15 protein-coding genes are annotated in these 16594 nt (G+C 62.8%); 14 read left to right on the top strand and 1 reads right to left on the bottom strand.

All coding sequences use genetic code 11. The features are described 5' to 3' along the window. The first annotated feature begins 144 nt into the window (after positions 1–144). The 3 genes from ileS to Q6E04_RS07020 all read left to right on the top strand — a co-directional run bounded on the left by ileS (position 145) and on the right by Q6E04_RS07020 (position 4681). The gene (gene ileS, locus Q6E04_RS07030; protein WP_303250079.1) at positions 145–2991 is read left to right on the top strand and encodes an isoleucine--tRNA ligase; all 2847 of its coding nucleotides are present in this window, start codon (positions 145–147) and stop codon (positions 2989–2991) included. A gap of 5 nt (positions 2992–2996) precedes the next feature. Next, a complete protein-coding gene (gene lspA, locus Q6E04_RS07025; protein WP_303250078.1) occupies positions 2997–3542 on the top strand; it encodes a signal peptidase II in 546 nt (181 codons plus the stop codon). A gap of 182 nt (positions 3543–3724) precedes the next feature. After that, on the top strand, positions 3725–4681 hold the full coding sequence (locus Q6E04_RS07020) for an RluA family pseudouridine synthase (protein ID WP_303250077.1): 957 nt from the start codon (positions 3725–3727) through the stop codon (positions 4679–4681). A 407-nt stretch (positions 4682–5088) separates the two neighbouring features. Here Q6E04_RS07020 and Q6E04_RS07015 read toward each other — a convergent pair whose 3' ends face one another. Next, a complete protein-coding gene (locus tag Q6E04_RS07015; protein ID WP_303250076.1) occupies positions 5089–5499 on the bottom strand; it encodes a peptide deformylase in 411 nt (136 codons plus the stop codon). A gap of 645 nt (positions 5500–6144) precedes the next feature. Between Q6E04_RS07015 and rpsO the strand changes: the two genes are divergently transcribed. From rpsO to Q6E04_RS06960, 11 genes are all read left to right on the top strand, one after another. Then, positions 6145–6432: a 30S ribosomal protein S15 gene (gene rpsO / locus Q6E04_RS07010; protein ID WP_123197487.1), complete on the top strand. Its 288-nt coding sequence runs from the start codon at positions 6145–6147 to the stop codon at positions 6430–6432. A gap of 135 nt (positions 6433–6567) precedes the next feature. Continuing rightward, positions 6568–8814 (top strand): polyribonucleotide nucleotidyltransferase, encoded by a 2247-nt coding sequence (locus Q6E04_RS07005; RefSeq protein ID WP_303250075.1) that lies wholly within the window; start codon positions 6568–6570, stop codon positions 8812–8814. A 136-nt stretch (positions 8815–8950) separates the two neighbouring features. Further along, the gene (rpsP, locus tag Q6E04_RS07000) at positions 8951–9196 is read left to right on the top strand and encodes a 30S ribosomal protein S16 (RefSeq protein ID WP_123197486.1); all 246 of its coding nucleotides are present in this window, start codon (positions 8951–8953) and stop codon (positions 9194–9196) included. Positions 9197–9198: 2 nt separating this feature from the next. Next, entirely contained in the window at positions 9199–9456 is a 258-nt protein-coding gene (locus tag Q6E04_RS06995; RefSeq protein WP_303250074.1) for a KH domain-containing protein, read from the top strand. Positions 9457–9459: 3 nt separating this feature from the next. Continuing rightward, positions 9460–10023 (top strand): ribosome maturation factor RimM, encoded by a 564-nt coding sequence (locus Q6E04_RS06990; protein WP_303250073.1) that lies wholly within the window; start codon positions 9460–9462, stop codon positions 10021–10023. Between the two features lie 4 nt (positions 10024–10027). Next, on the top strand, positions 10028–10759 hold the full coding sequence (gene trmD, locus Q6E04_RS06985) for a tRNA (guanosine(37)-N1)-methyltransferase TrmD (RefSeq protein WP_303250072.1): 732 nt from the start codon (positions 10028–10030) through the stop codon (positions 10757–10759). A 42-nt stretch (positions 10760–10801) separates the two neighbouring features. Beyond that, on the top strand, positions 10802–11371 hold the full coding sequence (gene lepB / locus Q6E04_RS06980; RefSeq protein WP_303250071.1) for a signal peptidase I: 570 nt from the start codon (positions 10802–10804) through the stop codon (positions 11369–11371). Positions 11372–11373: 2 nt separating this feature from the next. Beyond that, positions 11374–12291, top strand: a complete 918-nt coding sequence (locus tag Q6E04_RS06975; RefSeq protein ID WP_303250070.1) for a glycine--tRNA ligase subunit alpha — start codon at positions 11374–11376, stop codon at positions 12289–12291. Between the two features lies 1 nt (position 12292). Next, positions 12293–14377 (top strand): glycine--tRNA ligase subunit beta, encoded by a 2085-nt coding sequence (gene glyS / locus Q6E04_RS06970; protein ID WP_303250069.1) that lies wholly within the window; start codon positions 12293–12295, stop codon positions 14375–14377. A gap of 182 nt (positions 14378–14559) precedes the next feature. Beyond that, positions 14560–15465, top strand: a complete 906-nt coding sequence (locus tag Q6E04_RS06965; RefSeq protein WP_303250068.1) for a pyruvate, water dikinase regulatory protein — start codon at positions 14560–14562, stop codon at positions 15463–15465. A gap of 45 nt (positions 15466–15510) precedes the next feature. Then, positions 15511–16594: PEP/pyruvate-binding domain-containing protein (locus Q6E04_RS06960; protein WP_303250067.1), on the top strand; the 1084-nt coding region annotated here is incomplete at its 3' end.

Raw genomic sequence — 16594 nt, 5'->3', positions numbered from 1 at the left:
AAGGGCTCCTTTCGCGTTCTCGCGTTCCGACTTTGCAGAAAATGAGGACGATAACGACGAGAAGTTACCTATAATAGGCAGAATTGTGCAATACACCGTGCCGGCGCGCGGTGCGGAAGACGAACGAAAGGGTCGGAGTACACGATGGGAAACGATTACAAGCATTCGATGAACCTGCCCAAGACGGATTTCGCGATGCGTGCGAATCTGCCCGAGAACGAGCCGAAGCGCTTGGAGAAGTGGGCCGAGCAGGACATCTACCACAGGGTCCTGGAGAAGAACAAGGACGGCGAGCCGTTCGTCCTGCATGACGGTCCTCCGTACGCGAACGGTCCGATCCATATCGGCCATGCGTTCAACAAGATCTTGAAGGACTTCGTCGTCAAGTCGCATGCTCAGCGCGGCTACTACACGCCCTACATCCCCGGTTGGGACTGCCACGGCCAGCCGATTGAGCACGAGGTCGAGAAGAAGCTCGGCACCGAGAAGATGAAACAGCTGCCGCAGGCCGAGGTCCGCGAGCTGTGCCGCGAGTGGGCCGAGCGCTTCGTCGACGTGCAGCGCGACGGCTTCAAGCGTCTGGGTGTCGGCGCCGATTGGGACAGGCCGTATCTGACCTTCCAGCCCAACTTCGAGTCCGCCAACGTCGAGGTGTTCAAGCAGATGTATCTGGACGGCGCCGTCTATCGCGGCCGCAAGCCGATCCATTGGTGCAAGCACTGCCATACTGCTCTGGCCGAGGCCGAAATCGAATACGCCGACGAAATGTCGCCGTCCATCTATGTGAACTTCAAGCTCAACGAGGTGCCTGCGGTCTTCGCCGATGCTGGCGTCGAGCTTGAAAACGCCTACGTGCTGATCTGGACCACCACGCCGTGGACCCTTCCCGCCAATGCCGCTGTATGCTTCGGCCCCGAAATCGACTATTGCTTCGTCGAGGCCGACGGCAAGTTCATGCTGTTCGCGCATGAGATGGTCGAGACCGTCGCCCAGGCCGCAGGCTGGGAGAACTACCGCGTGGTCGAATCCGACGGCGAACCCGTCCTCATGAAGGGCAACCAGTTCGACGGCATCACCTACGCCTGCCCGATCATCGAAGGCAACGTGGGCCGCATCATTTGGGGCGACCATGTCACGCTCGATGCCGGCACCGGCGCGGTCCATACCGCTCCCGGCCATGGTGTCGAGGACTACCTGGTGGGCCAGGAGTTCGGCATCGAGACCATCATGCCCGTCGACGACGACGGCCGCTTTACCGACTACGTGAAGGAGTTCGCGGGTCTCGACACCGACGAAGCCAACCCGAAAATCATCGAGTGGCTCAAGGAGCGCGGCACGCTCGTTTCCTATATCGATATCAACCACAGCTATCCGCACTGCTGGCGCTGCCATCAGCCCGTCATTTTCCGCGCGACCGACCAGTGGTTCGTCTCCATGGAGAAGACCGGTCTGCGCGAGCGCGCTCTCGACCAGATCCGCAACCATGTGAACTGGGTTCCCGAGTGGGGCCAGAACCGCATCGGCGCCATGGTCGAGGACCGTCCCGACTGGTGCATCTCCCGCCAGCGCAGCTGGGGCGTTCCCATCCCCGTGTTCAAGTGCGCCTCCTGCGGCGAGACCGTGGCTGACGAGGCCACCTTCGACGCCGTCATCGACCTGTTCAACACCGAAGGCGCCGATGCATGGTTCACGAAGGAGCCCAAAGAATATCTGCCCGAGGGCACGTGCTGCCCGAAGTGCGGTTGCACCGAAGTCGTTCCCGAGAAAGACATTCTCGATGTATGGTGGGAGTCCGGCGTTTCTCACGTCGGCGTGCTGAAGCATCGCGCTGAAGAGGATGGCCTGCGTTGGCCTGCCGATATGTACCTCGAGGGTTCCGACCAGCATCGCGGCTGGTTCCAGAGCTCGCTTCTGTGCGGCGTGGGCGCATTCGGCGAATCGCCCTACAAGAGCGTCATGTGCTGCGGCTTCACGGTCGACGAGAACGGCGAGAAGATGTCGAAGTCCAAGGGCAACGGCATCGATCCGCGCGAAGTGACCGACAAGTACGGCGCCGACGTGCTGCGCCTGTGGGTCGCTTCCACCGACTATTCCGTCGACGTGTCTATCGGCGACACCATTCTGCAGCGCACCTCCGACGCCTACCGTCGTTTCCGCAACACCTTCCGCTTCCTGCTGGGCAACCTTGACGGCTTCGACTGGCAGCGCGACCGCGTCGAGTTCGACGCGCTCAAGCCGATCGACGTTTGGGCGTTGCTGCGTTTGCGCGAGGTGCTGCACGAGGTAGAGCGCGGCTATGACGAGTACCGCTACCACCAGGTGTTCCGCACGCTCTACGATTACGTCATCACGGACCTTTCCGCCGTGTACATGGACGTCATCAAGGACCGCCTGTACGCCGAGGCCCCCGATTCGCCGTCGCGCCGCGCGGCCCAGACCGTGCTCATGAACATCCTCGAGGTGATGGTGCGCATCATGAGTCCGATTCTCACGTTCACCTGCGACGAGGTCTGGGAGCATTATCCCGAGGCCGAGCGCAACCGCGAAGGCCGCGTCCCGAACGTCCAGCTCGCCGGCTGGCCGACGGACGACGACTTCTATCCGGTGCTGCCGCAGGGCGAGCAGGCCGAGGCCTTCATGGCCCGCTTCGACGCGCTGCTCGAGGTGCGCGACGCCGTGACCAAGGCGCTCGAGGACGCGCGCAACGCGAAGACGGTCAACAAGAGCCAGGAGGCCGCGCTGACCATCGTCGCTCCCGAGCGCGCCTACGAGGCGCTGGCCGCATCCGCCGATGAAGACCTCGAAGAGCTCTTCATCGTGGCCGAGGTGGCCGTTGAACGCGGCGAGGGCGAGGAAATCGAAGTGACGGTCGCCAAGACCGCCGCCGAGAAGTGCCCGCGCTGCTGGAACTACCGCGAGCTCGGAGCGGACGCCTCCCATCCCGAGGTGTGCGCTCGCTGCGCGGCGGTCCTTCAGGGCATTGGCGAATAGCGTCCATGGCGCTTAACGAGAAGAGCTCGTTGGCGAGAAGCGGCGGCGTCTTCGCGGGCGTCGCCGTGCTCTGGCTCGTCATCGACCAGCTGACCAAGGCGTATTTCGAAGGCGCCTATGCGCTCGGGCAGGCGTCGGAGGCGTCCTACGGGCTGTTCAGGTTCCGCCTGGTGCACAACACCGGCATGGCCTGGGGCCTGTTCGGCGACTCCACGTTCGCGCTCGGCGTCATGTCGCTTGTCGTGTGCGCGGCGATCATCGCGGCGTTCGTGTGCTATCGGCGCCTGACGGGTCATGCCGCCACCATGATCGAGGCCTGCGCGCTCGCGCTCGTCTTCGCGGGCGGCCTGGGCAATGCGATCGACAGGTTCGCCCAGGCGTACGTGGTCGATTTCATCGACCTCACCTTCATCGACTTTCCCGTGTTCAATGTCGCCGACATCGGCGTGACCTGCGGTTTCGTCCTGCTTGTCGTAGGTTATCTGCTTGCGACGAGAAACGGCTGCCCAGGCGGCGAACACGGCTCGAAGGAAGAGGACGCCGTGGCTTAGAGCGTATGCGCGCCGCGCGGCTGTGATGGACGTTTTCCGCGAAGGCGGACGTCGCGGCCGTTTTGCAGGGCGCGCCCGGCATAATCGAATGATCCGCATCGGAGGGTCTTCGCAGGTTTCCGTTCCGTACGGTTCCGCGAAGGCCCTTCGCGATATATGAGAACGAAGAAAGGAGCGTCGTCGTGACCGATGTCGCGCGCATAGAAGTATCGCCGGAGTTCGCCGGCATGCGCCTCGACGCCTTCATGGCCGCCGAGGGCCTGTATCCGACGCGTTCGGCGGCGGCGAAATGCATCGCCGACGGATACGCCGCGCTGAACGGCAAGATCGCCCGCAAGAGCGCTACGGTGTCCGAAGGCGATGTGCTGGAATACGAGACCTTCGAAGACCCGCATGCGCCCGCCCTCGAGGCGGTGGAGATTCCGCTCGATGTGCGCTACGAGGACGATTACCTGCTGGTGATTTCCAAGCAGGCGGGCCTGGTGTGCCATCCCGCCGACGGTCACTACGGCGACACCCTGGTCAACGCGCTGATCGCCCATTGCGGGCGCGAGAACCTGTGCGACGTGCAGGGCGAGCAGGATAGGCTGGGAATCGTGCATCGTCTCGATAAGGACACGAGCGGCCTGATGCTGTGCGCCAAGACCGACGAGGTGGGCCTGGCGTTGATGGAGGATATCCGTACGCGCGATGTCGACCGCCATTACCTGGCGCTCGTGCAGGGTTGGATCCCGCTTGAAACGGGCCTGGTGGATGCTCCGATCGCCCGCGGCGACCGCGACAGGCTGCGTATGAAGGTGTCCGATCGCGATAACGCGCGTCCGTCGATCACCACCTTCGAGGTGAAACGCCGTTTCGAGCCCGGCAGAAACGACGACGGCTACACGCTGATCGACTGCAAGCTCTACACCGGCCGCACGCATCAGATCCGCGTGCATATGGAATACATCAAGCATCCGTGCGTGGGCGATCCGGTGTACGGCTGGCAGAAGAAGGACAACCTGGGGCTGGACCGCCAATTCCTGCATTCGTACAAGCTGGCCTTCACGCACCCGGTGACGGGCGAGCGCCTGGAGTTCGAAGACACGTTGCCTGACGACCTGCAGCACGTCATCGACGAGCTGGACGCGCGCGAATAGCCTGCAACGCAGGCGGTATGCGCAGGTGAAAAGGGAGGGGAGAGCGAACCGACTCTCCGATGCCGGACCTGGAATGGAAATCCATTCCAGGTCTTTTTGCGTTAAAGGCGGCATTCGCGATAGGCAGCTCTCGCCTTTCGGCTCTATGCGAAAAGGGGCCCGGCGACGAATCTTGGAAAAATCGGCCGTGTCAGGCCATTTTTCTCCAGGTTTGCCACGTTCGCGGCGGCGGCCGGGGCCTTTCGGGTCGATTTGCGCTTCGATAAGCCACGTTTTATAGCGCATTGTGGATTATCGAAGCGTTTCCAGCAGGTTCTCCGCGAGCTTCCGTGCCAAACCTCGCATTTTTCGGCCTGGAGCGCCTGTTTTTTCCAAAGTTCGCCGCATTCGCCCCTTGGCGGCGACGCCTAGATCACCACGCCGTTGCAGTGGTCTATTTCGTGCTGGATGATCTGCGCGGAAAACTCCTCGAATGTTTCGGTGCGCTCTTCGAAGGCAAGGTCGCGGTAGCGCACGCGGATCGTGCGGAACCGCTTCGCCGGGCGGCGGCCGTCCAGCGAGAGGCATCCTTCTTCCGTTTCGTAAGGGCCTTTCGCCGCGATGATTTCGGGGTTCATCATGGCGCGCGGCGTTTCGCCGTCCATGAACACGATGATGCGCTTGCGCTGTCCGATCATGTTGGCCGCCATGCCCACGCATTCGTGCGCGTGCAGCGCCAGCGTGTCGAGCAGGTCGCGGGCGATTGGCGCATCGAGCGGCGTTGCGTCCTCGCTCGGCTGCTGAAGGAAGAATTCGTTTTTCATAATGGGACGAATCATGGGGCTGTTCCGTTTCTCTTCGGTCGTCGGCGCGCGCATCGCGCGGCGTCTTCCATGGTACCATCGGGCGGTATGCATGCGAGTGGCGAAGGCCGCTCGCAAATCATGGACGAATATGAAGTCGAGGGAGGTGAGGCGAGTGTCGAAGAGAGCGAAACGCATACGCGGCGTTGCGAAGGCCGGTCCCGTGTGGCATTTGTCGGCCGAAGAGGCCGCGCTTGCGAAGAAGCCACGCTATAACGGCTATGCGTGCGGCCATGGCGCGCATGGTGATGCGAAATACAATCGCGCCAAGGCGAAGCGCGCATGGAAGCATTCGATGGAACGGGAAGGAACCCTGCGGGGTTCCTCCTCTTTTCTCTCTTCTCGACTTGCCGCCTAGACGTACATGCGGCGAATCGGCATGGACGGCAGGCCGTCTCTCGCCATGATGGGGCGAATTGAGGACGTCCGGTGGATTCGACGGAAAGCGCCGATTCGTCATTGCATCAGGCCTTCGGCTCTCGTATACTACAACGGTTGCTTTTTACCCGACGCTTCGCAGCCACGCACCACCTGCATGGTTTCGCAGCATCGGGCGTATACGGTTCGCGGCTCGCAACGGCCGCACGAAAGCGGGGAAGGCCCGCAGGAAAGGTGGAGCACATGGCTAGCAAGCTCAGCATCAGCAAAGAGCGCACCGCAGAGCTCGTCAAGGAGTTCGGCAAAGGCGAGGGCGACTCCGGCAGCGCCGAGGTTCAGGTCGCTATTCTCTCCGAGCGCATCCGCAACCTCACCGAGCACCTCAAGGTCCACAAGAAGGACAACCACACCCGTCGTGGCCTGATGATGCTCATCGGTAAGCGCCGCGGCATGCTGAAGTACATCAAAGAGCGCGACATCGAAGAGTACCGTGCCCTCATCAAGAAGCTCGGCATTCGCGACAACATCTAGCTTCAAGTCAAGCATTAAGCCCGCTTATGCGGGCTTTTGCATATTGCGGTCGGCGCGGGCAGGGGCCTGCGCTGCTCGCGAGGACGCATGAAAAGCGTGCATCCCGAAGAAGAAGAGAAAGTGAAGAGAATCTCTATGGAAAAGATTTCGACGAGCTTCGAGCTGTACGGCAAAGAGTACCGTCTCGAAACCGGCGAGCTTGCCAAGCAGGCCACCGGCGCCGTGCTGGTCAGCCAGGGCGAAACCACGTGCCTGGTGACCGCCGTCGTATCCAAGGAGCAGAAAGACTACGACTTCTTTCCGCTGACGGTCGACTTCATCGAGAAGATGTATGCGGTCGGCCGCATCCCCGGCGGTTACCTGAAGCGCGAGGCGAAGCCTTCCGACAAGGGCACGCTGACCGCCCGTATGATCGACCGCCCGATCCGCCCCGGCTTCGCCGACGGCTTCAAGCAGGAAGTCCACGTGGTCGCCACCACGCTGGCCTGCGACGGCCAGAATCCGCCCGACTGCATCTGCGTCGGCGGCGCGTCCGCTGCGCTTCTGTGCGGCGGCACCCCCTTCGACGGTCCCGCGGCCTGCGTTCGCATCGCCCGCGATAAGGAGACCGGCGAATTCATCGTCAATCCCACCTATGCCGAGCAGGAGAACTCCGACCTCGAGCTCACGATCGCAGGCACCCGCGACTACATCTCCATGGTCGAGGCCGGCGCCGACGAGGTGACCGAGGAAGACATGCTCGCCGCCATGGAGTTCGGCCAGGAGGCCATCGCCGCGTTCTGCGAGAAACAGGCCGAGTTCTTGGCCCTTGTGGCTCCCGAGCCCAAGGAGTATCCGATTCACGTGGCCGATCCTTCGATCGCCGAGCGCGTGAACGCCCACTTCGACGAGATGAGCGCGGCCCTCAAAGACGCCGACAAGCTCTCTCGCATGGGCAAGGTCGAAGAGCTCAAGGCGTCCATCAAGGAAAACGACTTCTCCGAGGAAGAGCGCGAGATGTGGCGCAGCGACATCGCCGCCGCCTGCAAGGCCCTCGAGAAGCACGCCATGCGCACCATGGTGATCGAGACGGGCGAGCGCGCCGACGGCCGTAGCGCCACCGAAATCCGCCCGCTCTACATCCGCCCGGGCTACCTGCCCCGCGTCCACGGCTCCGGCCTGTTCCAGCGCGGCCAGACCCAGGCGCTGTCCGTGTGTACCCTGGGCCTGCTCAACGAGGCCCAGCGTCTCGACACGATCGACCCGCAGGAATCCAAGCGCTACATGCACCAGTACAACTTCCCGCCGTATTGCACGGGCGAAGTGGGTCGCATGGGCGCTCCGAAACGCCGCGAAATCGGCCATGGCGCCCTCGCCGAGCGCGCCATCCTGCCGATTCTGCCCTCCGAGGACGAATTCCCCTACGCAATCCGCGTGGTGTCCGAGATCCTCGAGTCCAACGGCTCTTCGTCCATGGCTTCCACCTGCGGCTCCACCCTGGCGCTCATGGATGCGGGCGTGCCTATCAAGGCGCCTGTCTCCGGCATCGCCATGGGCCTGATCAAGGAGGGCGACGACGTCGTCATCCTCTCCGATATCCAGGGTCTCGAGGACTTCCTCGGCGACATGGACTTCAAGGTGACGGGTACCGCCAACGGCATCACCGCCCTGCAGATGGACAACAAGGCCAAGGGCCTGTCCACCGAAATTCTCGGCCGTGCGCTCCAGCAGGCCAAGGAAGGCCGCGCCCACATCCTGTCCGCCATGCTCGACGAAATCGCCGCGCCGCGCGAAGAGCTGCGCGACACCGCTCCGCGCATCGAGACCATCCATATCCCGGTCGAGAAGATTCGCGAGGTCATCGGCAAGGGCGGCGAAACGATCCGCGGCATCCAGGATTCCACCGGCGCCAGCATCGACATCCAGGAAGACGGCACCGTGCATGTGGCCGCCGTCGACCAGGAGGCGGGCCGCGCCGCGCGCGCTGCCATCGAGGCCATCGTCAAGGAGCCCGAGGTGGGCGAGGTCTACGAAGGCCCCGTCGTCGGCATCCAGAGCTTCGGCGCGTTCGTCAAGCTCACGCCTTCCAAGGACGGCCTGCTGCACATCTCGCGCATGGCTAACGGCCGCGTGGGCCAGGTCGAAGACGTCCTCAACATGGGCGACGTGGTGAAGGTCGAAGTCATCGAGATCGACCCGAAGAACGGCAAGATCTCGCTCGACCGTCTCGACAAGCCCGACGCTCCCGAGGGAAGCGCCCCTGCCCGCGAGCCGCGCGGCGAGGGTCGCGAAGGCCGCGAGAACCGCGGCGAGGGTCGTCGAGAGCGCACCGACCGTCGTCCGGGCCGCGCCAACCGCGAGGCTGCGAACAACGAGCATCGCACCCCGCGTCGCCGCCACTAGGCGCATCATTCGTCGATTCGTCCGCGTTTTTGCCGGTTTGCAAGGCGCGGACGCTTGAAAAACGAGGTGGTACGTTATATCATGTCCTCTCGCATGTTTTTTGAAGTAACTTGTATACATGAAGGAGTCTACTGAAATGGCAGTTAAGATTCGTCTCGCCCGCCATGGCGCCAAGAAGAAGCCGATCTACCGCGTGGTCGTTGCCGACGCCCATAGCCCTCGTGACGGTCGCTACATCGAGCAGGTCGGCCGCTACAACCCCAACGTCGAGCCCTCCGAGATCGTTCTGGACCTCGAGAAGGTCGAGAAGTGGGTCGCCAACGGCGCTCAGCCCACTGACACCGTCAAGCGTCTCATCGAGACCGCCAAGAAGGCTCAGTAGCAATGTCTCAGACGTCATCCGACATCGTCGCCTTGGTGCGTGAAATCGTCGAACCTCTTGTCGAAGACAAAGAGGCCGTCGAGGTGTCCTCTTCGTTTTCGGAGAGCGGCGCCGAGCTCGTCGAGATTCGCGTCGCCGCCGATGACGCCGGAAAGGTCATCGGCCGCCAGGGCCGCGTCATCAAGTCCATCCGCATCCTCGCTCGCGCCGCGGCCTGTGCCGACGGCGGCGATGTCGAGGTCGAGCTCATCGAGGATTAGCTTATGGCGCGTCGTTGGGCTGACGTAGCTGAACTCATCGCAACCCAAGGTCTCAAAGGAAGGCTTGTCGCACGCTCCGTGCGCGGCCTTCCTTTCCTTCTATGCGAGGGTTTGGACGTGCATTTCGTGCCGCCGACGCTCGACGGGCCCCGCAAGGCCCGCGTGCGCGGCGTGCAGCATCTCGGAGCAGGCGAATACGCCGTCGAATTCGACCGCGTGAAAGACCGCGACGCGGCGGAGCTTCTCATGGGAAGCCACTGCCTCGCGGCTCGTGCCGACCTGCCCGAAGATTTCGAAGACTTCATGCATTCGAGCGCCGATTACCTGGCGGGATTCCTGGTCGTCGACAGCACGCTCGGCACCATCGGAACGATCGAGGACGTGCAGGAAATGCCTACGCAGGACCTCTTGATCGTCGCAGGTGCGGCGGGGGAGGTCTTGATTCCTCTCGTCGACGATCTCATCGTCGAATTCGACGACGAAGAACGCGTGCTTACGATGGATTTGCCGTGCGGCCTCGTCGATCTGGATGCGGCCGATGACGATTCGGCCGAGGACGACTCATAGCATCATGAAGATAGAAACGCTTTCGACATTCCCCCACATGTACGATTCCGTGATGGGGGAATCGATTATGAAGCGCGCCCAGACATGCGGCGCGCTTGATTTCCATGCCTACGATCTGCGCGATTGGACGCATGACCGCCATCGCACCACCGATGACGACCCTTACGGCGGAGGCCAGGGCCTCGTCATGAAGTGCGAGCCCATCTTCGAAGCGTACGACGACATCGCCGCTGCGGGTCCGAAGCCCTACACGATCTTTCTCACTCCGTGCGGCGAGCCTTTCGACCAGGGCGTGGCCACCGAGTTGTCCTCGCGGGACCGCCTGTTGTTCATCTGCGGGCACTACGAAGGCATCGATGAGCGCGTCTACACGCTGGCCGACCGCTGCATCTCGCTGGGCGACTACGTGCTGACGTCGGGCGAGCTCGCATCGATGGTGGTGATCGACGCCGTGGTCAGGCTGCTCGACGGCGTCCTCGGCGATGAGGGAAGCGCCATCGACGAGAGCTTTTACGACGGCTTGCTCGAATACCCGCAATACACGCGTCCCGCCAGCTATCGCGGCATGGATGTTCCCGACATCTTGAGGTCGGGCAATCACGCCGCCATAGAGAAATGGCGACGCGAACAGTCTCTGCTGCGCACTGCGCGCCTGCGTCCCGATTTGCTGGAGACGGCGAATATAACCGAGGATGAACGGGCTTTTTTGCTATCATTGCACGGCGAGGCATTCTAAGGCGTCTGTAGGGCGCCTTTTCATTTCATAGGAGGATTTTCCGTGAGCTATGGCCAGCATGCGACGCCGCGTTCGCGCGGCATGCTGAGAACCGTCCTGTCGTGGGCGGGCTACATCCTGCTCGTGGTGGCTTTGGTGTGGGGCCTGCAGACGTTCGTGGTCTGCCCGTACACCATTCCCTCAGGCTCGATGGAGGACACGATCGAAATCGGCGACAACGTCTGGTCCGAGAAGATCACCTACTACTTCCGCGACGTCGAACCGGGAGACATCATCACGTTCGACGACCCTGAAATCCCTGGCCGCACGCTGATCAAGCGTGCCATCGCCACGGGCGGCCAGACGGTCGATCTGATCGAAGGCGTCGTCTACGTAGACGGGGTGCCGCTCGACGAGCCCTATACTCAGGACAAGCCCACCGCGCCGCTCAAGACGGCGTCGGGCGTCGATATCCTCTATCCGTACACGGTTCCCGAAGGCGAGATCTGGGTCATGGGCGACAATCGCACCAACTCGGCCGACTCGCGTTATTTCGGTTCCATCGACGAGACGTCCGTGAGCGGACGCGCCGTCGCGATCTACTGGCCCCTCGATCATATAGGAGTGCTTTAATCATGAGTCATGCTGCTAAGCCCGACGCGCTCAGCTTCCAGGACATCATCCTGACGCTGCAGCGCTACTGGGCCGATCTGGGCTGCGTGGTGCTGCAGCCTTACGACAACGAAGTCGGCGCGGGCACCAATGCGCCTGCGACCACGCTTCGCTCGCTGGGCCCCGACACCTGGCGCACCTGCTATGTGCAGGGTTGCCGCCGTCCTACCGACGGCCGCTACGGCGAAAATCCCAACCGCACGCAGTTCTATTATCAGTTCCAGGTCCTCATGAAGCCCTCTCCGGACGACATCCAGGAGCTCTACCTGGGCAGCCTGCGCGCCATCGGCATCGACACCGATAAGCACGACGTCCGCTTCGTCGAAGACGACTGGGAAAGCCCGACGCTGGGCGCATGGGGCCTTGGTTGGGAGGTCTGGATCGATGGCATGGAAGTGACCCAGTTCACCTACTTCCAGCAGGTCGGCGGCTTCGAGTGCAGCCCCGTTCCCGTGGAAATCGCCTACGGCCTCGAGCGTCTGACGATGTACATCCAGGGCGTCGACAGCATGTTCGATATCGTGTGGAGCCGCGGCAAGGACGGCATCGTCTTCACCTACGGCGACGTCTATCTCGAAAACGAGCGCCAGTATTCGCGCTACAACTTCGAGGTGGCCGATACCGACTTCCTGTTCCAGGAATTCAACGACCGCGAGGCCGAGTGCCTGCGCACCCTCGAAGCGGGCCTGCCGCTTCCGGCGTACGACAGCGTTCTGAAATGCTGCCACGCCTTCAACCTGCTCGACGCGCGCGGCGTCATTTCCGCGACCGAGCGCATGGGCTACATCCTTCGCGTCCGCACGATCGCCAAAGCGTGCTGCGCGTCGTATATGGAGCATGTCGTGGGCGTCAAGCCCGAAGCCGATTCGAAGGAGGCATAGGATGGAAAAGACCACGCTCGCATTCGAAATCGGCACCGAAGAGCTTCCCGCATTCGACCTGCACGCCGCGACCGAGCAGCTGCCGCGCCTGGTTTCCGAGGCACTGGCATCCGCCCGCGTTCCCTTCGACGAGGTCAAGGCCTATTCCACGCCCCGTCGTCTGATCGCGATCGTCGAGGGCGTGCCCGAACGCACCGAGGCAACCGTCGAGCAGTTCCGCGGTCCCGCCGCCAAGATCGCGTTCGACGCCGAGGGCAATCCGACCAAGGCCGCCGCAGGCTTCGCGCGCGGCAAGGGCGTCGATGTGTCCGCGCTCGAGCGTCGCGACGAGGGCGGCGTCGAATACGTCTACGCGGTGAAGGAGACCCCTGCCGCCGACGTGGCCGCGCTGCTGCCCGAGGTGCTCGAGGGCGTCATCGCATCCATCTCCTGGCCCAAGTCGTGCCGTTGGGGCACTACGAGCCAGTACTTCTCGCGCCCGGTGCGCTGGATCGTGGCCATGCTGGGCGACGCGGTCGTCCCGGTCCGTTTCGCAGGCCTCGAGGCCGGCAACGAGACCCGCGGCCATCGCTTCCTGGCTCCCGGCCCGCACGCTGTGGCCCACGCCGACCAGCTGATCGATACGATCCGCAACGCGTTCGTCGTCGTGACCGAGCAGGAGCGCGAGCAGTCCATCCGCGCCCAGGTGGCCGAGGCCGAGAAGGCATGCGGCCTGACCGCCGAGCTTCCCGCGAAGACCCTCGCCGAGGTCGTGAACCTCTCCGAGTATCCTACGGTCATGGTGGGCGAGTTCGACGAGCTGTTCCTGGCCGTGCCGAAGGAAATCATCGTCGACGCGATGCTCGTCCACCAGCGCTATTTCCCGCTGTTCAACGCCGACGGATCGCTTGCGAACAAGTTCCTGATCACCTCGAACGGCAATCCCGAGTTCGAGGCGAACATCGTCGACGGCAACCAGCGCGTCGTGGCGGCCCGCCTCTATGACGCCAAATTCTTCTACGACGAAGACCTCAAGGCTCCGCTGGAGTCCTACGTCGAGCGCCTCGACGAGGTCGTCTTCCAGGAGAAGCTGGGCACCACGCTCGCCAAAACCAAGCGCATCGTCAAGCTGGTCGAGCACCTGTGCGCCGCCGCAGGCCTCGAAGGCCAGGAGAAGGCGGACGCCCTGCGCGCGGCCTATCTGTGCAAGGCCGACCTGGTGACGGGCGCGGTCGTCGAGTTCACGAGCGTCCAGGGCATCATGGGCTCTTACTATGCCAAGGCCGCGGGCGAGACCGACGTGGTGGCAGGCGCCATCGCCGACCACTATCGTCCTCGCTTCTCGGGCGACGCCACCCCCGCGACCCGCGTGGGCAAGGCCGTCGCGTTCGCCGATAAGCTCGACACGATCTGCGGCCTGTTCGCGGTCGACCAGGCTCCGACCGGTTCTTCCGACCCGTTCGCCCTGCGCCGCAGCGCCCTCGGCATCGTGGCCATGTTGACTGGCGATGACGCGATCGACGTCGAGCTGGTCCCCGCGATCGACGCTTCCTTGGCCGCGTACGCCGCCGACGGCATCGAATTCGACGCTGCGGCCGTGCGCGAGCAGGTCATCGAGTTCTTCATCACGCGTACGAAGGTCATGATGCGCGACGGCGGCAGCAGCGCCGACGCCATCGACGCCGTGCTCGCCGCAGGCGTGCGCGAGCCGCTCGAGCTCATCAACCGCGTCCACGCCCTCGAGCATGCGCGTCAGGAGGCTCCCGATACCTTCGCCGACCTGGCCATTGCCTACGCCCGCGCCAACAACCTGCGCGACGCGTCGCTGGGCTGCGATTATGACGAATCGCTGCTCTCCGAGGTCGAGCATGCGCTGGCTTGCGCGGTCGTCCAGGCCGAAGGCCGCGTGGCCCGCGCCCTCGATGCCGACGATTATCCCGAGGCGCTCGCCGAGCTCGCCTCGCTGCGCAAACCCGTCGATCTGTTCTTCGAGAAGGTCATGGTCATGGACGAGGACGTCGCCCTGCGCGAGAATCGTCTGCGCATCCTGAACCGTTTCGTCGACGTGTTCGCCCGCGTGGCCGACTTCGGTCAGCTCGCCAAGTGATCGACGCCGATAGCGCGCGTATCGATTCCGTTTCTATGGATGAACCGGCTTCCCGTTTTTACGGGGGCCGGTTTTTTGTATATTGAGCAGAACTACGGACGGATTCTCGTCCAGGCGGCTTATGCCGCTTCGCCCAATCGTATCGCTGCGTCGGGTTTCGACGCACGGAAAGGGGAGAGGCCATGTCGGGAGACCTGCGAGAGCGTATTTGCATTCACAACGATTCTCCGCTTCCTACTATCTATATCGTCAGCGACTCTCTCGGTGCTACCGCGCATACGCTCGCCCGAGCGGCCGCAGGCCAATTCGGCGTTCCCGAGCCGTATATCGAGATCTTGCCGAAGGCGCGCAATTTCGACGAGATCGTGAACTTCCTTACCTCGCACCAGGAGCGTTATCGCGAAGCGGGGCTCAAGGACGACCTGGTGGTGTTCTTCACGCTGGTCGATCCCGAAATGCGTTCGAAGCTGCGCGCGTTCTGTCAGGAGGCGGGCCTGCATGGCGTCGATATCATGAGCACGCCGATCCATGCCCTGGCCGATGCGTCGGGCCTTTCGCCGCGCAACAACCCCGGGCTTCTGCGCACGACCGACGCCCATTACTTCCGCCGCATCGCCGCCATGGAATTCACGGTGGAACACGACGACGGCCGCAATCCGCAAGATCTCGCCGAAGCCGATATCGTGCTGCTCGGCGTGTCCCGCTCGTCGAAGACGCCTATCTCTATATATATGGGCATGGAGGGATACAAGGTGGCCAACGTGCCGCTTGCGCTGGGCGTCGAGCCTCCGAAGGAGATTTATGATTGCGATCCTTCGAGGATCTTCGGCTTGATGACGACGCCTGACGTGTTGGTGGGCATCCGTTCGCGCAGGCTCGGCGGCGCCGGACGCGGCGCGGCCGCCGTGGCGGCGAGCTATGCCGAGCCCGAGATGGTCTATCAGGATCTCGAAGAGGCCCGTGCGCTGATGCGCAAACTGGGCTGCATCGTCATCAGAACGGACAATAAGGCCGTAGAAGAAACCGCTCAGGAGATTTTACGCTACTATGAGCTGGCTCATCCGTTCCAAAAGACCATCTTTGAGTAATATTGCTCTTTGTGCAGTAGGGTATCTATCACGAAGGAGAATACAGTGACTGCTGACGTCAAGCGTGTCTACGCGTTCGGTAAGGACGCCGAGGGCAACAACGTTACCGAGGGCAACAAGGATATGAAGTACATCCTTGGCGGCAAGGGCGCGAACCTCGCCGAGATGGCCGTGATCGGCCTTCCTGTGCCTCCGGGATTCACCATCACCTGTCAGACCTGTATGGAATACGCCAATGCCGACAACACCTGGCCCGCCGGCGCGCTCGATGAAATCGAGCAGTACCGTCTCGACCTGGAGCGTCGCATCGGCAAGAAGATCGGCGACTCCGAAGATCCCCTGCTCGTCTCCGTGCGTTCCGGCGCTCCCATGTCCATGCCGGGCATGATGGACACGGTTCTCAACCTGGGTTTGAACGACCAGTCCATCAACGGCCTGATCAAGCACACCGAGAACCCCCGTTTCTCGTGGGACAGCTATCGCCGCTTCATCCAGATGTTCTCCAACGTCGTTATGGGTCTTGACGGCGACCTGTTCGAGAACGCCATCAATGCGAAGAAGATCGTCCGCGGCGTGAAGAGCGACGCAGACCTCACTGCCGAGGACCTGCAGGAGCTCGTCGAGGAGTTCAAGAACATCTTTTCCGAGAACGTTTCCGCCGAAGAGTATCCCGCGCTCGTCGTCGACGGCCGCGTGACCTTCCCGCAGGATCCCGACACCCAGCTCAGGCTTGCCATCGAGGCCGTTTTCGGCAGCTGGAACAACCCGCGCGCGACCCTCTATCGCAAGCAGAACAAGATCGCCGACGACCTGGGTACCGCCGTCAACGTGCAGACCATGGTCTTCGGCAACAAGGGCGAGACCTCCGCTACCGGCGTCGCGTTCACGCGCAACCCCGCTAACGGCGAGAAGGAATTCTACGGCGACTACCTGGTCAACGCCCAGGGCGAAGACGTCGTCGCAGGCATCCGCAACACGAGCCCCATCGCCGAGCTCAAGCATGTCGAGGGTCTGCAGGAGGCCGGCGCCGAGCTCGAAGAGGTGTTCGTCACCCTGGAGAACCACTATCGCGACATGTGCGACATCGAGTTCACCATCGAGCAGGGCAAGCTGTGGATGCTGCAGACCC

The organism is uncultured Slackia sp. (genome assembly GCF_959608125.1).
Lineage (GTDB): Bacteria > Actinomycetota > Coriobacteriia > Coriobacteriales > Eggerthellaceae > Slackia.
This window is presented reverse-complemented; position numbering and strand designations above follow the sequence as displayed.